We start from the raw sequence: 19,992 nt of genomic DNA, 5'->3' as shown, positions 1-19,992 counted from the left end.
TTGCGACGGTTCCTGAATATAACCCACTCGAACACCGTCCAAGCACCCATCCGCAACGGGCTAAAGTTGTCGGGCCAAGTGGTGAAGAAATACATGTCGATGAATGGGGGCGTATCAAAGTCCGCTTCTTATTTACCCGTGGTGATGACCACAGCCATGACGGCGGTGCAGGAAGTAATGACAATGATACGGACTCTGCATGGGTAGATGTACTGACTCCATGGGCAGGCGAAGGTTATGGCGCACGTTTCTTGCCGCGCATTAATGAAATCGTGGTCATCGATTTCTTTGACGGCAATATCGACCGACCATTTGTGGTGGGGCGCATACATGAAGCACAGCGCAGTCCAACCCAATTTGATAGTAAAGGCAAACTACCTGAGACCAAAAAACTGGCTGGAATAAAAAGTAAGGAAGTCCAAGGTGAAGGCTTTGGACAACTGCGCTTTGATGACACCACAGGACAAATTTCGACACAATTACAAAGTACTCATGGTGCTACCCAGCTCAACCTCGGTAACCTCAGTCATCCCAAAGAAACCGCAGCAAGTGCAGGGCGAGGTGAAGGCTTTGAACTGAGAACCGACCAATGGGGCGCAGTACGAGCAGGACAAGGGCTACTTGTCAGCACACACCGACAACAACAAGCAGCAGCAATGCACCTCGACGCACAAGCGGCGAAAGAACAAATCGAAGCCAACTTAAACAGCAGCAAAGCCTTAAGTGAAGTGGCGAAAAACCAGCAAACTGACCCACTTGAAGTCTTAGATAACCTAAAAAACTTCCTTGCACAAATCGAAAAAGGCAGTAAAGAAAAAGCTGATGCCTTTAAACAAGCCTTAATGATTTTATCTGCACCGAACTCAATTGCTGTGAGTAGTCAGGAGGATATTCATCTTTCAGCAGATGGACAGATCAGCCAAAGTGCAGGCGATAGCATCAATATCAGCAGTCAAAAATCCTTGATTGCCCATGCACAAAACAAGATCAGTCTATTTGCAGCACAAGAAGGCTTAAGAGCTTATGCTGGTAAAGGCAAAGTTGAAATCCAAGCCCAAGGAGATGGGGCAGATTTGATTGCACGAAAAGGTATTCAAATTATTTCCACGGAAGAAAATGTTGATATAAAAAGTCCAAAGGAAATTATTCTTACCGCTGGTGGGTCACAACTTAAAATTACCAGTGCAGGAATATTTCCAACGACTGCGGCAAAGTTTGAAGTAAAGGCGGGACAGCATAAGTTTGTGGGTGGAGCAAAGCAAGCATTACAATTACCGAAACTACCCCAATTAGTCCTTGCTCAAGGTCCTTTCGCTGGGAGGTTTCAGCTTTTTAAAACAAATGGCCGAAATTTCGAAGGTTACAAATATTCTATTAAAGATAAGAGTGGGAATGTTTTAAAAGAAGGCATAACTGATGATCAAGGTTTTACTGATCAAGTTATAACTGAAATAAGTACAAAAATTGAAGTATATAAATCAATTATGAGAGAAAGTGAACGTATTACAGAAAATTGGGAAAATAAATTAGACTCGATGGCTAAACGTACAGGGGAAGATTAATGGCAGTTCCTGTTATCTTGGGGATTATTAAAATTGCTGGTTATGCGATTGCAGCCTATGAGCTTTATCATGTAGGAATGAATATATATACAGAAGTTGAAGCATATAAAGATAATATTAAAAAAGCTAAAGACGAAATGAAAAAAATGATGAAATCTTTAGATTTGGAGATTTCAGATAATATAGATAAAAGAACTGAATTGGCTCAACTGAATGCAATTACTAATTCAGATAAGCAATCTTCTAGTACTACAAAGCCAAGCGGGACCCGAGGGGCAAGTGTAACTGGTATTCAAGCTGCCATTATGCAAAAAATTCCTTTTAGACCTGTGATTAGTAAAGTCTGTGAAACTGCTGATCAGTTGCCTATGGTGCAATTGCGTGCAAAAAGAGGTCAAAAATTTAAGGATGTTGTGCCAAAAAGTAAAGTAGATGTTGTTGCTAAACTACTCAGTATGACTGCTGAAGAGTTTGCTGATGTTTCAATTGAAGAATTTACTATTGTTCGATTAAAACAATTGGCTGTTAATTTTATGATTGAGTGTATGGATGAACTATTGACATGGCGGGGGCCGTTAAAAGCTGAAGTTTGTTTTCCTTATATTACTAAAATGTCACAATTCCAACGTCCTCCATCTAAAGGAACTCGCTTAAGCCGCTCAGGTAGTGATATTAATCCTTTTTGGCCAATGCCAAGCAAAGCACATGGTACGATTAGTGCAGATATAGTGATTCCTGAATATCGAGCTGAAGCTATTTCATTGACAAATATCTTCGCTTTAGTGGAAATTAAGTTTCAGGGGGATCGAATTGGTGAAAAACAATTTTTAACTTATAGACGTTTGAGTACACAATCAAAAAATGAAAAAAAAGTGAGTGGAATTACGGTCAGTGAAGGATTTAAACTTTCACTGTTTCGTTATCCAGAAGATGCTACACCAAAGGATCAAAGTAAAGCCCAAACTCAAGGGAATACAAGAGGTAGAAGAGGAAATTAATATAATGAGTACAGCACAAGTTTATTTAAATAATGAAGAAATAGAAGAACTCATTCGTGATATTCCATTTGATACTTCCATTTTGTATGGAGAGGAAAATAAAGAGTTTGGGGTTTGTCCTTATATCACCTTTTATCTTTTCCATTCGGCCGATAAAGTAGAAGAAATTATAAATAAAATAATTGATATTTATGAAGATTTTGAAAAAAATATTATAGATAAACCATTTAAATTACGTTATAGAGATGATATAGAGGTTTGGAAAAAATCGGAAAAATGGTCAAATAATAGATCTGAGCTTATAGAATTAATGCATAAAAACTATAAAAATCATTTAGTGTATTTTATAGGTGCAACATCAGGTGATAGCCGTGACCAAAGTGCTCGTTGGGCGCTAGAAAGTAAAATCTGTATTCATACAAAAGAATATTCAGTTTTAAAACTAAGTTTCGGTGATAAATGGTATAGATCGAATCAAATTGTTTGGCACTCCTTTGTTCAAAAATGTCTGGAACAACTTAATCCAATTCAAGCTTATAGTGGTTATGAAATAGGAAACACAGGACAATTTGCATTTGTATCTCCAGAGTTTGAAACAGTTGAACGGACTTTCACGGAGTATTTTTACGGGCTCGATATTGATCATCCTGGTATGGAGTTTTCTCATGAAAATATGTTTATTGCAGAAGATCGGGATGGGTTAGGTGGTGGAATTCGTACGCCTACATGGTGCTTTTTACTTTCTCCCTACTGGCTAGAGAAACTAGGTTTAAGTGAACAACAAATTCGCGAAAAACTAAACGATCCACGTATAGAAATTACCAAAATAGAAAATTCAGAAAATCTTAATCAATATAGTCTATGGATTCGTCTAGGCGAACTCTCACTTTATCCTGTTGAAGAAGGTGTACCAGATTTATTGGTGATTGCAAATGAACTAATTAAACCAATACGTTGTGATAACTTAAAACTGACCACTTTGGATGCGTGGTCAGATGATCCAAATCCACGTTTTGATGCCGTAAGTTCAAAGCAATGGATAGCACGATTTGATGAAGACAGCACTTGGCCTGAATTAAAACGAGTGAAAGTTGAAGTTCAAGAACCAGAAAGAATAGATATTGTTATTGCCGGTAGCCCATGTCCTCATGCAGGATATTGGTATACTTTTGCTAAAGAAAACTCACGTCAATATTTTAAACAAGGTGATATATTCCCTGATTTTGAAAGTGATTGGGGTGATGTGTATTGGCAGTTTGATGGTGAAGAATAAGTGAAAATATGCACTTTGGGGCAGTTTTTGGGCATAAAATGGATTTAGTTAATAAAAAAAGACAAAAATTTCTGACACCTCAAATGTATGAAACATTAAAGGTGGAAACTCTAGACACTATTGAAACTTTTAAAGTTAATCCTACAGGTGTTGGTGATTCACTGGAAGAAAGATGGGTATATTCTTATGCTATAGTAGCAGAAAACTATTTAAATCTACTTTTATTGGAATATACAGTTGGTAATAGTTTACCTTTCATTAGAAGCCAACTTGAAATAGTTATTGACTATTATGAGCAATATGGAAATAAATTAAGAAGTTATCATAAAAATATAAACCTACCAGTTTTTGAATTATTTACTGTTGATGGCTATTGTCCATGTATTTGGTTAATCAGTTTGTGTTATCTACTTCACCGAAAGGATTTACTACCTCGAGTTGCAGGATTAATTGACGGTTAAATGAGAGAAAATGTTGCTCAAGATTGGTTGATTGAAGAGTATTTATCTTTTTCAGATGAAAATAGATATGACTGTTCAACAGTTTTAGTTCCAAAGCCTTACTTATTATTATGTGAAGCCTTTTCAAATCAAGATAATGAAATTTCTTTAGCTTTTGTCCGTAAGTTTTTAAAGAATTGGTACAAAGATTTATCAGGTGCGCCTTGGCATGATACTCATAAATCAGAAGGTGGCTATTATGGATACTGGGCTTTTGAAGCAGCGTGCGCTGTTATTCTGTTAGAGATAGAGAATGATACTGTCTTACATGAATACTTATATTACCCTAAAGATTTGGTTGAATTTTATCACAAATTCAAGCTCAAAACTTCAGTAATAAATTTTCTTGAAAATCATAATAAATTTTCAATTAAAGCTGGGGAAAAATGTCCTCAACAGGGTTATTGGTTTACAGTTGCTAAAGTGAACTCACGTCAATACTTTAACTTGGGAGATGTTTTTCCTGATTTTGAAAGTGATTGGGGCGATGTGTATTGGCAGTTTGATGGTGAAGAGTAATTTATGCCTTCGGGGCTTGATAATCTTGGATCTCTAAAAAATAGAAGTATAAATTAACGAATATTTTATGAGTACAGTACAACTTTATTTAAATGATCAAGAAATAGAAGAATTAGTTCGAGATATTCCTCAGGATACTTCCATAATTTATGGGGAAGAAAAAAAAGAGTTCGGAGTTTGCCCTTATATTACATTTTATATTGATCAAAAAAAACAAATGCGCAAGAATTTTTGATAAAAGTAATTGATATTTATGAGAAATTTGAATTCGAAATAATTGATAAGCCATTTCATTTAAGATTTCGATGTGATACAGAAGTTTGGAAAAAGTCAATTTCATGGATTAGAAGTCGTGAAGAAATATCAGCTGAAATGGCAAAAATTTATAAAAAATATTTCATTTACTATTTAGGTGCAACATCTGCACAATCTCAAGATCAAAGTCCACGTTGGGCTTTAAGTGCAAAGATTAGAGACTCTAGTGAGCGCTATTCTAGTCTAAAATAAACTTTTGGTGATCAATGGTATAGATCCAATAAAGATATTTGGTACTCATTTGTTCAAAAATGTCTAGAAATGCTTAACCCAATTCAAGCATATAGTGGATATGAAATTGGAAACACAAGTCAATTTGCATTTGTTTCTCCTGAATTTGAAACAGTTGAACGGACTTTCACGGATTATTTTTACGGGCTCGATATTGATCATCCTGGTATGGAGTTTTCTCATGAAAATATGTTTATTGCAGAAGATCGGGATGGTTTAGGTGGCGGTATTCGTACCCCAACATGGTGCTTTTTACTTTCTCCCTACTGGCTAGAGAAACTAGGCTTGAGTGAAGAACAAATTCGTGAAAAACTGGATGATCCACGAATTGAAATTACTAAAATTATAGACCTAGAAGATTCAACAAAATACAGCTTATGGATACGTTTGGGAGAGCTTTCACTTTATCCAGTTGAAGCAGATGTTCCTGATTTATTGGTGATGGCAAATGAACTAATTAAACCGATACGTTGTGATAACTTAAAACTGACCACTTTGGATGCGTGGTCAGATGATCCAAATCCACGTTTTGATGCCGTAAGTTCAAAGCAATGGATTGCACGATTTGATGAAGACAGCACTTGGCCTGAATTAAAACGAGTGAAAGTTGAAGTTCAAGAACCAGAAAGAATAGATATTGTTATTGCCGGTAGCCCATGTCCTCACGCAGGATATTGGTATACTTTTGCTAAAGAAAATTCACGTCAATATTTTAAACAAGGTGATATATTCCCTGATTTTGAAAGTGATTGGGGGGATGTGTACTGGCAGTTTGATGGTGAAGAATGATTTATGCCCTTCGGGGTATTATTTTTTGGAATAAATATGGAATTTAATAAGAAGATTAGGCAAGTTTTCTTAACAGAAAATATTTATGATCGTTTGTATGGGTATTTTTTTGAAATTTCTAAAAAAATTGAAAATAAAAAACAAGAATATAGTGGTATTTTGGAAGATCAAAGTCGTCTTTCACTATTCTTGGCAAGCGAAACATATCAATTTTTTTCATTAGAATATACAGCAGGTCATGATATTTCTAAAATGAGGTATTTTCTAGAAATAATAATTGAGAGATATGAAGAATATACAATCGCATTAAGAGCTGCAGAAATAGATAATGATTGGGCGCCATTTTATTTTACCGCTATAGATGAGTACGAAAGATGTCTGCAGTTGATAGGATTGTGTTATCTATTACACAGAAGAGACTTATTACCACGTATTGCAGCGATGCAAGACAAAATTTACCATGAGCAAACAGAACAATTAGATACGCTGTATGAGGATTTTTTATCATTTGAGTTGACGGATAGATATGATGTGGATCAATGGTTTTTTGATAATCCATATCGCCCATTAATTTTTAGTAAATATAGAGATACTAAACAAGAGAGTATGCAAGATATACAGGAATATTTGAAATTATGGTATCCCGCATTTGAAAGTGCTCCATGGTATGACTTACATAAAATGGAAAATGGAGGTTATTTTGGCTATTGGGCTATAGAAGCTGCTGCTTACGTTTATTTGCTAGATTTAGATGATAGCGAAATAACACATATGATTTATCCAAAAGATTTGGTTAAATTTGCCCGAGAATTTGTACCTTGCGAGAAGGATATAAGTAATCCTAGTACAAAAACTCTAAGATGCGAAGCAGGACAAATTTGCCCTAAAACAGGTGAATGGTATAGTCCTGCGAATAACATGGAAAAACGTCATTTTAATCAAGGAGAAGGTATGCCTGAGATTAAAGATAATCCTTGGGGTCTAACGATTTGGTATCTGACTGAATAAGTAGATGCCATTCGGGGGGGGCATTTTGAAATGGATGCGAATATATATTGGCAGTTTACTGGTGATAAATAGGATAAATTTTCCTTTTGATATTCGTTTCTAATGGATAATATTTTTAATTTTCTTTGATTATTATTTTTAATTAAATAAATTAAAACCCAATATTTTTAAAAGGATAATGATGAAAGTTTTAAAAACGAATTTAATGCTTATTATGCTTTCAGCAATGAGTTTAATAGGGTGTAATACTCATTCAACAAAAACTTATGTGTTGACGACAACATCTTATGGTTATGATGCAAGTTATATTCCTTATATTGTTGAATTAAATGGAGAGGAGTTGGGTGGTGGATTTGGTAGTGGAACAAAAAGATCAGCAGTGTTAACAGGGCCCCAATATGTTAAATGGGGTGAAACAAACAGTTCGCGTAAACATAAAGCTATAAATGTTCCTTTATTAATTTCTAAAGACTTAAAAGATAAAAAATATTTAGCAGTCCATTTATACCCAGATGATAGTGTTGAGATTACTCTTTCAAATGAATTACCTCGTGCTACAAATAAAGGTTTAGAGTGGAGAGCAAAAATTATTGATGAATTGAAGGTAAAAGAAGAAAAATAGCTGTATTAGTCATGAGTGGCATATAGATAAAAAAAAGCGCATGATGACATGCGCTTTTTAATTTACACTAATTATTTTTCAACGAATGCACGTTCGATCACGTAGTCGCCTAGAACGCCCATCTTAGGAGATTCTTTCAGACCGTGCTGGTCAAGTAGTGCAGCAACGTCGTCTAGGAATGCAGGTGAACCGCAAAGCATTGCGCGGTCAGTTTCAGGGTTGAAACGTGGAAGACCAATTTTTTCGAAAAGTTGACCAGATTCAATGGCAGTAGTTACACGGCCTTGAGTATGGAATTCTTCACGAGTTACCGTAGGGTAGTAAACCAATTTTTCTTTCGCGCCTAATTCGCCAAAGAATTCGTGGTTAGGAATTTCATCTAAGATTAAATCTTGATAAGCCAATTCTGAAATGAAACGCGTACCATGTACAACGATGATTTTTTCAAAACGTTCGTAAGTTTCAGGGTCACGAATTACAGAAAGGAACGGTGCAAGACCTGTACCTGAAGAAAGTAGGTATAAGTTTTTACCAGGGTTTAAGTCATCTAGAACCAACGTACCTGTAGGTTTTTTAGACACTAAAATTTCATCGCCAACTTTTACTTTTTGTAAAATAGACGTTAAAGGACCGTCTGGAACTTTAATAGAGAAAAACTCTAATTCTTCTTCATAGTTTGCGCTTGCAATAGAATAAGCGCGCATTAAAGGCTTACCATTTACTTCAAGGCCGATCATCACAAATTGACCGTTTTTAAAACGTAACGCAGTATCGCGAGTGGTTTTAAAAGAGAATAAAGTGTCATTCCAATGGTGGACGTGAGTAATCTTTTCGACGTTAAAAGCAGCCATTAAAGGTCTCAATAAAATTATCAAATTAGAACAGCTTACTATTCTAATCTAAAATCATTCTCGATAAACTGAATATATTTAATTGAACTTATCAGAAAAAGTGATTATGTCTGAGCTTAAAATGCCAATTATCGGGTATATGAAATCTCCCTACCGAGAAAAATTTGGTATTCCACGTCAGCCAAATTTGGTGCAGGTCGAATCTTATATTGAAATGGTGGAACCTTATAACGATTTATTGGCTTTTGAGGGGATTGAAGATTTTAGTCATCTTTGGCTGATTTGGCAGTTTCATGAAAATAAAAATGCAGATTCGACAAAATTTCGTCCGCAAGTTCGTCCTCCGCGTTTAGGTGGTAATCAAAAAATCGGGGTATTTGCGACACGAAGTATGTACCGACCGTCACCTATGGGCTTGTCGGTTGTGCAGCTCAAAGGAGTGAAAAAAGTCGGAAAATCGGTATGTGTCTATGTGGTCGGTAGTGATTTGTTGGATGGAACACCAATTTTAGATATCAAACCCTATATTCAATATTCAGATGCAGTTATGGATGCGCAAAGCGGTTATGCGCAGGATGAGCCAGAAAGAAAATCTGTGATTTGGTCAGAGCACGCTGAGCAACAAAAACAGGTATTTTTGAATAATGGCAATTTAACCGAACAATTAACAGCAGAACTGGAACAAGTATTGAGTTTAGATCCACGTCCTGCTTATCAGCATGATGATGAACGTGTGTATGGCATGTTATTTGGTGGATTGAATGTAAAATTTCAGGTCTGTGATCTACAAATTCTGATTATTGATATATCTTAATAAAAAAGGAGCTTTTAGCTCCTTTTTTATTAAATGTGTAAATTATTTATTTGCTGCAAAACTTTGTTTGATTGCGTTAAGAGCAACATCGTTATACATGCTGCAAGAGTTCTCAGCTAATTGTTTAAACTCTAAAAATTGAGTTTTTTGAGTAGGATTAGTTGAAGTATTTATCCAATTATCAATAACCTTAATTAAATCCTGCATATTGTATTCCACTCCTTTAGGAGATAGGTAAGCGTCATAAAAACGATTTTTATATTGAGCTACGCCATATTCACTCTCATCATCAGCTACGGTATAGGCTACAGTATCTTTCATGATGTATTTTTTCGCAGTAATATCTGTACTAAGATCAGCCCACCAGTCAGCTAAAAAACTTTGACTATCACTATCTGAGGAATCTGTTAAATCTAAATACTGTTCACTATTTGATACTTTATTTAATTGTAAACAGCGAGAACCAGCGGGAAACTTAATATTTGAAATAGCTGTTAAGTATTTGAGAGCATCGTTAGAAATATAGTTGCTTGAATCAGTAATATTATTTTTTATGATCCAATAATTATAGGCATCAACTTGAGATGCTAGGATTTCACCTTCAAGATTGAAGGACTTCATTGTTGTCGTAATTTTTAGACCTGATGAATTAATAGAGGAATGAGGACTTAGCGTCCACACATTATTTGCAATGGATATATTGCCATTCAGATAGCCATACGAACTGTGTAGAGATCCTTCATCATACAAGCCATTCGCTGTGACCATAAATGAATCGCTACTTTCTGAAGTATATAGTTTACCATTATCGATAGTTGCAGTATCACTTTCGTATGACAGCACATCACTTTCACTGTCGAGTTCAAAAGTTGACCACTGTTGGAAAGCAGCATTTGGTATCGTTGGATTTTCGCTGGAGTCATTATTCGAGGTTGAGTTTCCACCGCCACCGCCGCAGGCAGTTAAGCTAAGAATAGTCATGGTACAAATTGCTAATATTTTTATTTTCATCATAAATCTTCTTATATCGTAATTATAAAGCCCTTATAGGCAACTCTATTATAGCTTAAATTTATGAATGATTTCATTAATAAAAAATAGTATGCTTTCAGAAAACCTATGTGCAAAACACAAATGACACAAGCGTGCCTTTAGAATTTTTTGCTATAGTAGTTTTATGTTTGGGGAACATAGAACAATGACTTTTAATTTTGAAATTGACACTTCTTGGTGTTTAGACCAATTACAAAAAGATGGACGTATTACTGAACGGGACAAAATGCTGATTCAAACCACGCACCGTCAGCGTGAGCAGTTGAAATGGCATCCTTTACAATGGATTGCCAATTTTAATTTAGTCGATCAGAGTCATCCGCAGTCTACCTTAACACTTAATAGACTCTGTCAATGGTTGGCAGAAAAGTCAGGTGTACCGTTTTATATTATCGATCCTTTAAAAGCTGATGTGCCTGCACTGACAGCCATTATGTCGCAGGAATTTGCAGTACGAAATCGCATTTTAGCGGTGGAATTACAAAATGAGCATGTGTTGATTGCAACGGATCAACCTTATAAAAATGAATGGATTGCCAATTTAGAGAGAACAGTTTTACCACGGAAGATTCAGCGTGTATTACTCAGTCCAGACCAACTACAGCGTTACTTGGTTGAATATTACCAAGTGAGTCGTGCGGTCAGTAATTCGCAAAAATCATCGAGTTATGACCGTGAAAATAAAGGCGTTGAAGCACTATTACAATTAGGTGATACACAAAATCCAGATGCCAATGATCAGCATATTGTGAAGCTTGTGGATTGGGTCTTACAGTTTGCCTTCGAACAAGGTGCAAGTGATATTCACCTCGAACCGCGTAAAGATACAGGAAAGGTGCGTTTTCGTATCGATGGCGTATTGCATACCATCTACAACATGCCTGCAAATACCCTGACAGCTGTGGTCTCGCGAATTAAGATCTTAGGTCGGATGAATGTGGCGGAAAAACGTAAGCCGCAAGATGGACGTTTAAAAACCCGTACACCCAAAGGCCAAGAAACAGAGCTACGTTTATCGACGCTGCCAACAGCCTTTGGTGAAAAGTTGGTTATGCGTATTTTTGACCCTGAAGTCTTGGTACGTAGCTTCCAACAGCTCGGTTTTGAAGGGCGTCTGTTGGATGATTGGAAAGCATTAACCAGTCATAGTCACGGTATTATTTTAGTGACCGGTCCGACGGGTTCGGGTAAAACCACCACGTTATATTCATCGCTCAAACAATTGGCAACCGAAGAAGTGAATGTCTGTACCATTGAAGATCCGATCGAGATGTTAGAGCCGAGCTTTAATCAAATGCAGGTGAATGCAGGGATTGATCTGGGCTTTGCCGATGGTGTACGGGCTTTAATGCGTCAAGACCCTGACATTATCATGGTCGGGGAGATCCGAGATCATGATACGGCAAATATGGCGATCCAAGCAGCATTAACAGGTCATTTGGTGCTTTCAACTTTACATACCAATGATGCACCATCGAGTTTGACGCGATTACATGATCTGGGGATTCAGCCTTTTTTAACGGCAGCGACCATTTTAGGGGTTTTGGCACAACGTTTGGTTCGTCAACTCTGTCCACATTGTAAGCGTGAGACTTTTATCAATGAACAAGAGTGGAAACATTTGACCTTTGAATATGCGATACAAATGCCTGATTTTGTCTACGAGGCGGTGGGCTGTGATGAATGTCGTCAAACGGGTTATAAAGGCCGTGTGGGGATTTATGAATTTATGCCGCTCAGTATTGAAACCAAGCAATTGATTGGTGCCAATGCAGATTTAACCCAATTACGTACACAGGCACGTAAAGAACATGTTGAGCCATTACGAATTGCAGGTGCACGTAAAGTACTTGCAGGGGTGACGACTTTAGAAGAAGTACTGCGTGTCGTACCGCTCAACTAATGGTTCGATCAAATAAATAAAAACGTCTTTGCAGCTTAAGATTCGACTCATCTTGCTTTGTTTAAATAGTGCTATCGAAATAGACAAAGTAAGAGAGACCGAAGATGAAAACATTCACTCAATTGGTATGTGTTTTAGCATTTGCAGGTGTGGCATCGGTTGCAGTCGCGAATACAGCAGTTAATCAAACAGCTGTTGCACCGATGAAAACCACATCAGTGAAACATGCCTTAGGCTTAAAAGATGATAGTAAAGTTCAATTGAAAGGTTATGTTGTCAAATCGATGGGTGATGAAAAATATCAGTTCCGCGATAGCACAGGCAGCATTACGGTGGATATTGATGATGAACTTTGGCAAGGCAAAGCGATTTCAGCTAAAACACCGGTAACGCTCATTGGAGAAATCGACATTGATTACAAACCGACGAAACGCGTTGAAGTTGATGTCGATCAAGTAAAATTTTAATTTAGCCTGTCATTCAATACAGTGCTGCTCCATGAAAAAAACCACGGCTTGCTGTGGTTTTTTTATGTTATGAGTAGATATGAGCAAAAGTTCGATACACTGAAGTCGGAACCATAGAAATAGGGTAGGTAAGATGCGAATTTTATTGGCAGAAGATGATGCATCCCAAGCAGACAGTATAAAAACATGGCTTGAAATGGATGGCTATAGTGTTGATTGGGTTGATCGTGGCGATCACGCTATTTTGGCTTTAGAACAACATCAATATGACTGCATACTTTTAGATCGTGGCTTACCAAAAGTAACTGGTGATGAAATTTTAAAACGTATCGTACAGTTGCATCCGCTTACACCAGTTTTATTTATTACTGCTCGGGACAGTATTGCAGATCGTGTTGAAGGTTTAGATCTGGGAGCCCATGATTATTTGGTGAAACCCTTTAGCTTAGAAGAGTTGTCAGCAAGGGTACGTGCCCAATTACGCTTGCATCATCAACAGCGTGATAATTCTCTGACTTTTGGGGATTTAAGTTTAGATGTACAAGCCAAAACGCTGCGTAAAAATGCGGAATTGATTACGCTGACATCGCGTGAATATCAAATTTTGCATAAGATGATGTTGAATCCTGAGCATATTATGACACGTAGCCAACTCGAAGAATCACTCTATGCATGGGGCGATGAAGTAGAAAGTAATGCGATCGAAGTTTTTATTTACCAATTGCGTAAAAAGATTGGCAGTGATTACATCAAAACCTTAAGGGGCTTGGGTTATCGCATGAATCTTCCGCAACAAAGTTAAGTCTATGAGTGATAAAAAAAGCATTTCTTTACAGTCGCAACTGATTAAAACTTCACTGCTCAGTGCAATTTGGGCGGGAGCAATCTCTCTGTGTCTGATGTTGGGATTTGGTCTGTATCACATCATGAGTGTACATGATGCCCTGATGGATGAAGTGGCTGATATGCTCACTGCTACAGATCTTACGCTGAAGCAGGACGAACAAATAGATGAACTGAGTGAAGAGTTTGATATGCAATATCAACTCATGCAAGGGCAGCAAGTCTTAACCACGTCGGAACAACACACAGCATTTGAACATCAGCTCAGTTTAAAACAAGGGTTACATTATCAATGGAGAGACGGAGCGCTTTGGCGTAGCTATGCACTTCAGGACGATGGATTAACCGTACAAATCGTTCAACCGATGAAAACACGGCTCAGAGAAACGCTGCAAAGCGTACTAGGCTATGCAGGGATTCTGTTGATTGTCTGGTTGATCCAATGGCTATTACTGCATATTTTTATTAAACGTCAATTGAAAGTTCTAAAGCTCTTTTCAAAACAAATCGCTGAAAAAAATGTAGATGACTTACAAGCCATCGTCTTACCTGAACCTATATTACAGGAAATAGAGCCGATCCAAACACAGCTGAATTTTTTATTAAACCGATTAGATCAAGCCTTAGAGGCGGAACAACGCTTTACCTCCGATGCCTCACATGAATTACGCTCACCGCTGTCTGCGATTCAAATGCGACTTCAGGTATTAAAACGAAAATATCCCGACATTCAGCAGGATTTATTGAGCATACAGCACGATGTTAATCGAGGAACACGCGTGTTGGAAAATCTACTAATTTTGGCACGGCTCGACCCGACGCAATCAGAGCAATTGGATAAAAAACAGAACGACTTAGAACAGCTGAGTTTACAAGTCCTTGACGCTTTACAGCCTTTTATTCAAGAAAAGCAGATCGAATTGAAGCTACAGACCCAGTCTGTACAGTTTGCGATGAACGCGGAGTTGATGTTTAGCTGTCTACGCAACTTAGTCGATAACGCCATCCGCTATAGTCCTGAGCAAGGACAGGTCAAGATTGATTTAACGGTAACAGCACAGCAGGCGGTTTGGACGATTGAAAATCAAGGTGCGGGACTGACAGTCGCAGAATTGCAACGCATTGGCGAGCGATTTTACCGTGTATTGGGAACGAAGACGCAAGGTTCAGGTTTAGGTATTTCAATTGCCCAAAAAATTGTACAGTTACATCAAGGTCAATTAAGTGTGAAAGCCTCTGAACTGGGCGGCTTAAAGGTACAACTCATTTTTCCATTCCGCTAAAAACATGATTTGCCCTATTGAATTTAAGCGAAAGATTGTTGTGAGAGGAAGATGAGTGTTGCGATTTAAATTAAGTTTGAATAGTTATAAAGCTTAATTTGACTAAGTACAAAACTTAAAAAAGCAGTAAGCGGATGGCTTACTGCTTGTGTCCACGATTATTTTTATTGCGCTGATAATTATTATTTTTATTAGAAATTATTTGGTCAAAATAAGGCGATTATTTCGTGTTAAACGTAGTCGATATTCTTCACCTGCATGCATAATGCGAATTTCACGTCCTAAGGCAAAAAGGTTGTTTGAATGTAGCATTGGCAGCGAGTGGTGTGCTTCATTGCTACGAGTAAAAAGGCTAAATGGTGCGTTCATTCCGTCGACTCCGTGGTGTATTTTTGAATGGTTTAAATGATAATCATTATCGAATAGACCTGTCAACGGTAATTTTAGGATTTTATAAAAAAGATAAATTTGCTTACACTTGGATATCAATTGGAACAGAGTAGAGAGCAGGGAACTATGTCGAAACCGCAAATCGATGTCGCCATTGCGATTTTATTGCACCAAGACAAAGTACTGGTGGGTTGGCGTGAAGCAAAACAACATCAGGGCAATAAACATGAGTTTCCGGGTGGTAAAGTCGAGCAGGGTGAAAGTCCTGAACAAGCGTGTCGTCGTGAAATTTTTGAAGAGGTTGGAATTGGTTTACATGACTGGCATGCTTTTGATTTTATTCAACATGAATACGATGATGTTATTGTGAAATTGCATTTATTTCATGCCACCGTCCCGCATGCGTTGCTGAATGAAATCCAAAAGCCATGGGCCTGGTATTCACGTCAACAACTTATGAGTTTGAATTTTCCAAAGGCCAATCAAGCTATTTTGCAGCGCTTATATTGGCAGCAACAGATCAAAATCACCGCCGATCTACCAACATTTGAAACGCTTCAAGAGACGCTGTTGTATTATTGGCGAGTCGATGCCAGCGCAGAAAATGCAGAGGCATTAAATCAATTACCTACCGTGATTTTAAAGCAATTGATAATTAATGAAGATATATGGTCATTACTCTCTACAGAGGTGCAAGCACATATTTCGGCTTTACATCTTAAGCAGCACCAATTGCTGAAAAAAAATAAAGGTGATTTACAGCTTGGGAAGCGCTATATCGCCGCTTGTCATGATCAAGTTTCTGCACTGCATGCGCAAAAAATTGGCTGTGAGGCTATTTTTATGAGCCCAGTTCTGGCGACACAAAGTCATCCAGAGGCGCAAAGTATGGGATGGGCGCATTTTTCTGAGATTGCACGAAGCATAGAAATCCCTGTTTTTGCTTTAGGTGGGATGCGTCCTGAATTGCTACCTATTGCACAGCAGCATCATGCTTATGGGGTGGCAGGTATTCGCAGTTTTTAGAAACTAGAATGTGTATATTGAATTAAAGTCGTATTTGAAAGTTGTTATGTAAAATTCAGTGAAGGTTGGTTAGAAATAGACTTACTATTTGTAAGCTATTTACTGATGTTACGCCCGTAAAAATAATTACGCATTTTTAAAATGATTTTTAAACCGATACGACGGAGTCTTAAATCTAGAGATTGAGTAAAGGGATTAGCCTTCGGCTGGAGGTACTCTTACGAAACGATGCTTCTCATTAGGCAAAATGAGAAGCGTGCTTCACAAGGAAACCATCTTGCGGTGCAATGCACCTCACTGACAAAACTCGTTCACTAGCGTCAATTTATCCAAAGTATCGCAAACATTTTTAAATAGATGTAGTTTTGTCTCAAACGCTTGCAGATGACGTTGCCGTGTATCGTACTTTTATTTAGATCAAATTATGCTTCTGATGTTACTGCGTAACATTATTTAATAATAACTATGAGAAATAAACTTACTTTTAGTATGTTTTAAATAAAAAGCCTGATCTCAATTAAGAACAGGCTTTTTTATGGGTGCTTAAAGAGCTTTGATGGCTTGTTGGGCTTTTTGAATGGTGCTGCTTTTCTTTTGCATTTGACCAGCTTTTAAAACAACATTCCAAAGCTGTTGTTTCATCAGCTTGGTTTGAGCATAGCTTAATCCACGCAGTGCCAACGATTCTGCATTCGCAGGTTGATTTTTTCGATTGGCGATCATTGCCAAATATAAAAAAGTTTCCGCAGATTGTGGTGCCAAACGCTGTGCTTGAGTTGCCGCACTTTCAGCTTCATTCCATTTTCCATTGGCATAAGCGGTTTGCGTAGTTTGCATCAATTTTTTGAATGCAGGTAAGTCACGACCATCATCAAACTTTTGAATTTGGGTTTTCTGCTCAGGAATAACGATACGTTGACGCTTAATTTCTGGATGGTCATATGGAGTAATAATGACCCCAGAAGGGTCATGGATATCTGCCTTTTTTTCAGGTGCAGCAGGCGGCTTTTGCTCAGGTTCGATCATGGTTTGGCAACCTGCCAAAATGATCGTCAAAACGCTCAGAATACTGAACGTTTTTAAAACTTTAATATTTTGCAGTTTAATTTGAATACTCTCCACTTGAGATGATGCGAGGTTGATCAGATGAACCTTGATCATTATCGACATCACTTTCACGAATGTAGTCACCTAAACTATCATTTTGCTCCTGAGTTGGCTGCGTCTCTTCAGTATCAACTGTGTAAGGTTCTACTTCATATTGTGTCGAACCACATGCCGTAGCTTGATTTGGAATGGAGTTGCGCGAAAGAGGAATATACATCGCACCTGTACAATGCTGCGCAGATAAATTACCTGAATAACGGTCTAACCAATGCCACTGTACGCTGTCTGGTTGACGTAAATTAACTGGTTTTTGACGTAACTGCTTCATCACATTGGTCCAAACAGGAAGTGCTCCTGACGAACCAGTTAAGCCTGTAACTTTGTTGTTGTCTAAACCTAACCAAACCACACTTAAATAATTACCTGAATAACCTGCAAACCATGAGTCACGCGTATCATTGGTTGTCCCTGATTTACCTGCAAGTTTGAGTGAAGCTGGTAATGATGCATAAGCAGAACGGCCTGTCCCTGAACTCATCACTTGTTGTAAACCGTAGTTCAAGATAAAGGCTGCATCAGGTGCAATAGTCGGTTGTACCGTTAAGCTATAACGATCTAATAAACGACCATTGGCATCGACCACTGAACGAATAGCTTTCACTGGATATTTGAAGCCACCGGTTGCAAAGTTTCCATAGACACTCATCACTTCCATCGGTGACATATCGATAGCGCCGAGGTAAATCGAAGGGTAGTTTGGAATATTAGACGTCACACCAAACTTTTTCAGATGGTTAATAAACGTGGACATACCGAACTCTTGACCTAAGCGTACCGCAGAGAGGTTATAAGAGTTTGATAGGGCATCGACCATTGGTACGACACCATGTGCACCACCACTATAGTTTTTCGGTGTCCAAGCTTTGCCATCACTTTGAATGCTGATCGGACTGTCTTCGATTTGACTCGCCCAGTTATAGCGGTTGGATTCTATCGCACTGAGGTAAATCACAGGTTTTAGCAATGAACCGACTTGACGTTTAGCATCCATTGTACGGTTAAAACCGGTAAAGTCCTGCGTTGAACCGACTGCTGAAACCAATTCACCATTTTCAGGATGAGACACCAATACCGCGCCTTGTAATTCTTTCAAACGTGCTGGATTGGCATTGCTTAAACGCGCCACAGATTCTTTAAATGCAGTTTGTACACGGGTTTGAGCAATAGGATCCATCGCGGTGAAAATACGCAGACCTTGATTGGTCAAATCGCTTTCTTGGTATTCAGTACGCAGTTGACGACGCACGATATCCATATAGTCTGGGAAGCGAGAAGGGCCCAATGTTGGTTTTGTAATGACATTCAATGGACGTGCTGACTCAGTTTCATATTGTTCCTGAGTTAAATAGCCCATCACCACCATATTGTTTAACACAATATTACGGCGTTTAATCGCACCTTCAGGGTTTTTCCACGGATTAAATAGGGTCGGGCCTTGAACCAGACCGACTAAATACGCCTGCTGAGCAATATTTAATTCACGCAGTGGTAAACCAAAATAGAATTGTGAGGCTAAACCATAACCATTGATTGAATAGTTACCGTTTTGACCTAAGTTCACTTCATTTAAATAAGCTTCAAGAATTTCATCTTTGTCATAGTGAAGTTCAATCAGCATCGCCATTAAGGCTTCATTGACCTTACGCTTAATGGTTTTTTCAGGCGATAAATAGAAATTTTTCACCAATTGCTGAGTGAGGGTCGAACCACCTTGACGTTTACCACCAGTGACATTACTTACGATGGCACGTGCTGTACCACGAATGGAAATACCATGATGCTGATAGAAATTACGGTCTTCTGTAGCAATTAAAGCTTGGATTAAAGGCTTAGGCACTTTATCAAGTTTGATCAGCACACGGTCTTCATTGTGCTGAGGATAAATACCGCCAATTAACATCGGCTCTAAGCGGGCAATACCACTGCTTGAAGGCTTGGTCGCACTTACTTCAGTGATTTGATTTTCACCAAAGGTCACTTTAAGGACTTGTTCAGGGTCGACACTATCACCAAAGTCAAAACCACGCGTATGGATATAGGTTACATTGCCAGAAGTAACGTAACTTCCCGTTTTCGCATAGCTGTCTTGAGCGTTATAGCCCAAAAGTTTCAGTTCTTGGTTGAGGTCTGCTTGGCTTACAGGCGCATTGGTGTAAATTTCTAAAGGACGAGCAAATACCTTAGCTGGAATATCCCAACGTTGACCTTCGAATTTGTCCCGTACAATATTATCTAGACGAATAAGATAAATGCTGAACACGAGAAATCCGCCGATAATCAACAGCGAAAAAATCAGTGCAATTATGCCTATGCCACGTTCAGACTTCATAAATAGTGATAAAACCCTGAGAAATTTTGCTAATCATGCGAAGCTTTTC

Annotated in this window: 18 protein-coding genes and 1 pseudogene; 14 read left to right on the top strand and 5 right to left on the bottom strand. The window is 38.1% G+C overall.

Annotation, left to right across the window (positions count from 1 at the left end; genetic code table 11):
- The 8 genes and pseudogenes from FTU29_RS15195 to FTU29_RS15165 all read left to right on the top strand — a co-directional run.
- The coding region (locus tag FTU29_RS15195; protein ID WP_180122668.1) for a type VI secretion system Vgr family protein at positions 1-1,562 on the top strand (1,562 nt) is incomplete at its 5' end.
- Entirely contained in the window at positions 1,562-2,560 is a 999-nt protein-coding gene (locus FTU29_RS15190) for a hypothetical protein (protein ID WP_180122666.1), read from the top strand. The genes FTU29_RS15195 and FTU29_RS15190, both read left to right, overlap by 1 nt.
- Positions 2,561-2,564: 4 nt before the next feature.
- Complete coding sequence (locus FTU29_RS15185) at positions 2,565-3,833, top strand: type VI immunity family protein (protein WP_180122664.1); 1,269 nt, start codon at positions 2,565-2,567, stop codon at positions 3,831-3,833.
- Positions 3,834-3,871: 38 nt separating this feature from the next.
- Positions 3,872-4,294 carry a PoNe immunity protein domain-containing protein gene (locus tag FTU29_RS17535; protein ID WP_257226944.1) on the top strand — a complete coding sequence of 141 codons (423 nt, stop codon included), beginning with the start codon at positions 3,872-3,874 and terminating at the stop codon, positions 4,292-4,294.
- Positions 4,295-4,852 (top strand): DUF1911 domain-containing protein, encoded by a 558-nt coding sequence (locus FTU29_RS17530; RefSeq protein WP_257220945.1) that lies wholly within the window; start codon positions 4,295-4,297, stop codon positions 4,850-4,852. It begins immediately after the preceding gene.
- 67 nt (positions 4,853-4,919) lie between these two features.
- Positions 4,920-6,187: pseudogene (locus FTU29_RS15175) on the top strand (type VI immunity family protein).
- 36 nt (positions 6,188-6,223) lie between these two features.
- Positions 6,224-7,195, top strand: coding sequence for a PoNe immunity protein domain-containing protein (locus FTU29_RS15170; RefSeq protein WP_180122663.1), 972 nt, complete (start codon positions 6,224-6,226; stop codon positions 7,193-7,195).
- Between the two features lie 181 nt (positions 7,196-7,376).
- Positions 7,377-7,817 (top strand): hypothetical protein, encoded by a 441-nt coding sequence (locus tag FTU29_RS15165; RefSeq protein WP_180122661.1) that lies wholly within the window; start codon positions 7,377-7,379, stop codon positions 7,815-7,817.
- A gap of 71 nt (positions 7,818-7,888) precedes the next feature.
- On the opposite strand, the gene FTU29_RS15160 is transcribed toward FTU29_RS15165, so the two are convergent.
- A complete protein-coding gene (locus tag FTU29_RS15160; protein ID WP_078189109.1) occupies positions 7,889-8,668 on the bottom strand; it encodes a ferredoxin--NADP reductase in 780 nt (259 codons plus the stop codon).
- Between the two features lie 106 nt (positions 8,669-8,774).
- Here FTU29_RS15160 and tsaA point away from each other — a divergent pair, with 106 nt between their 5' ends.
- Complete coding sequence (tsaA, locus tag FTU29_RS15155) at positions 8,775-9,482, top strand: tRNA (N6-threonylcarbamoyladenosine(37)-N6)-methyltransferase TrmO (RefSeq protein ID WP_180122659.1); 708 nt, start codon at positions 8,775-8,777, stop codon at positions 9,480-9,482.
- A gap of 42 nt (positions 9,483-9,524) precedes the next feature.
- Here tsaA and FTU29_RS15150 read toward each other — a convergent pair whose 3' ends face one another.
- A complete protein-coding gene (locus FTU29_RS15150) occupies positions 9,525-10,496 on the bottom strand; it encodes a hypothetical protein (RefSeq protein ID WP_180085767.1) in 972 nt (323 codons plus the stop codon).
- 184 nt (positions 10,497-10,680) lie between these two features.
- Here FTU29_RS15150 and FTU29_RS15145 point away from each other — a divergent pair, with 184 nt between their 5' ends.
- From FTU29_RS15145 to FTU29_RS15130, 4 genes are all read left to right on the top strand, one after another.
- Positions 10,681-12,438 (top strand): GspE/PulE family protein, encoded by a 1,758-nt coding sequence (locus FTU29_RS15145; RefSeq protein ID WP_180122657.1) that lies wholly within the window; start codon positions 10,681-10,683, stop codon positions 12,436-12,438.
- Positions 12,439-12,542: 104 nt separating this feature from the next.
- Complete coding sequence (locus tag FTU29_RS15140) at positions 12,543-12,905, top strand: NirD/YgiW/YdeI family stress tolerance protein (protein WP_180122655.1); 363 nt, start codon at positions 12,543-12,545, stop codon at positions 12,903-12,905.
- Positions 12,906-13,038: 133 nt separating this feature from the next.
- Complete coding sequence (locus tag FTU29_RS15135) at positions 13,039-13,707, top strand: response regulator transcription factor (protein ID WP_180009491.1); 669 nt, start codon at positions 13,039-13,041, stop codon at positions 13,705-13,707.
- Between the two features lie 4 nt (positions 13,708-13,711).
- Complete coding sequence (locus tag FTU29_RS15130; RefSeq protein ID WP_180122653.1) at positions 13,712-15,031, top strand: HAMP domain-containing sensor histidine kinase; 1,320 nt, start codon at positions 13,712-13,714, stop codon at positions 15,029-15,031.
- A 198-nt stretch (positions 15,032-15,229) separates the two neighbouring features.
- On the opposite strand, the gene hemP is transcribed toward FTU29_RS15130, so the two are convergent.
- Complete coding sequence (gene hemP, locus FTU29_RS15125) at positions 15,230-15,400, bottom strand: hemin uptake protein HemP (RefSeq protein ID WP_078189103.1); 171 nt, start codon at positions 15,398-15,400, stop codon at positions 15,230-15,232.
- 147 nt (positions 15,401-15,547) lie between these two features.
- On the opposite strand from hemP, the gene FTU29_RS15120 reads away from it, so the two are divergent.
- Positions 15,548-16,447: an NUDIX domain-containing protein gene (locus FTU29_RS15120; RefSeq protein ID WP_180122651.1), complete on the top strand. Its 900-nt coding sequence runs from the start codon at positions 15,548-15,550 to the stop codon at positions 16,445-16,447.
- 543 nt (positions 16,448-16,990) lie between these two features.
- Here the strand turns inward: FTU29_RS15120 and FTU29_RS15115 are convergent.
- Together FTU29_RS15115 and mrcB are read right to left on the bottom strand one after the other, a co-directional pair.
- Positions 16,991-17,473 (bottom strand): tetratricopeptide repeat protein, encoded by a 483-nt coding sequence (locus tag FTU29_RS15115; protein WP_180122670.1) that lies wholly within the window; start codon positions 17,471-17,473, stop codon positions 16,991-16,993.
- 76 nt (positions 17,474-17,549) lie between these two features.
- The gene (gene mrcB / locus FTU29_RS15110; protein WP_180122649.1) at positions 17,550-19,943 is read right to left on the bottom strand and encodes a penicillin-binding protein 1B; all 2,394 of its coding nucleotides are present in this window, start codon (positions 19,941-19,943) and stop codon (positions 17,550-17,552) included.
- Between the last annotated feature and the right edge of the window lie 49 nt (positions 19,944-19,992).

The sequence above is a fragment of the Acinetobacter sp. YH12086 genome, from assembly GCF_013419345.1.
In the GTDB taxonomy this organism is placed as follows: Bacteria; Pseudomonadota; Gammaproteobacteria; order Pseudomonadales; family Moraxellaceae; genus Acinetobacter; species Acinetobacter amyesii.
The sequence above is the reverse complement of the archived record's forward strand: the minus strand, read 5'-3'. Positions and strand labels throughout refer to the sequence as shown.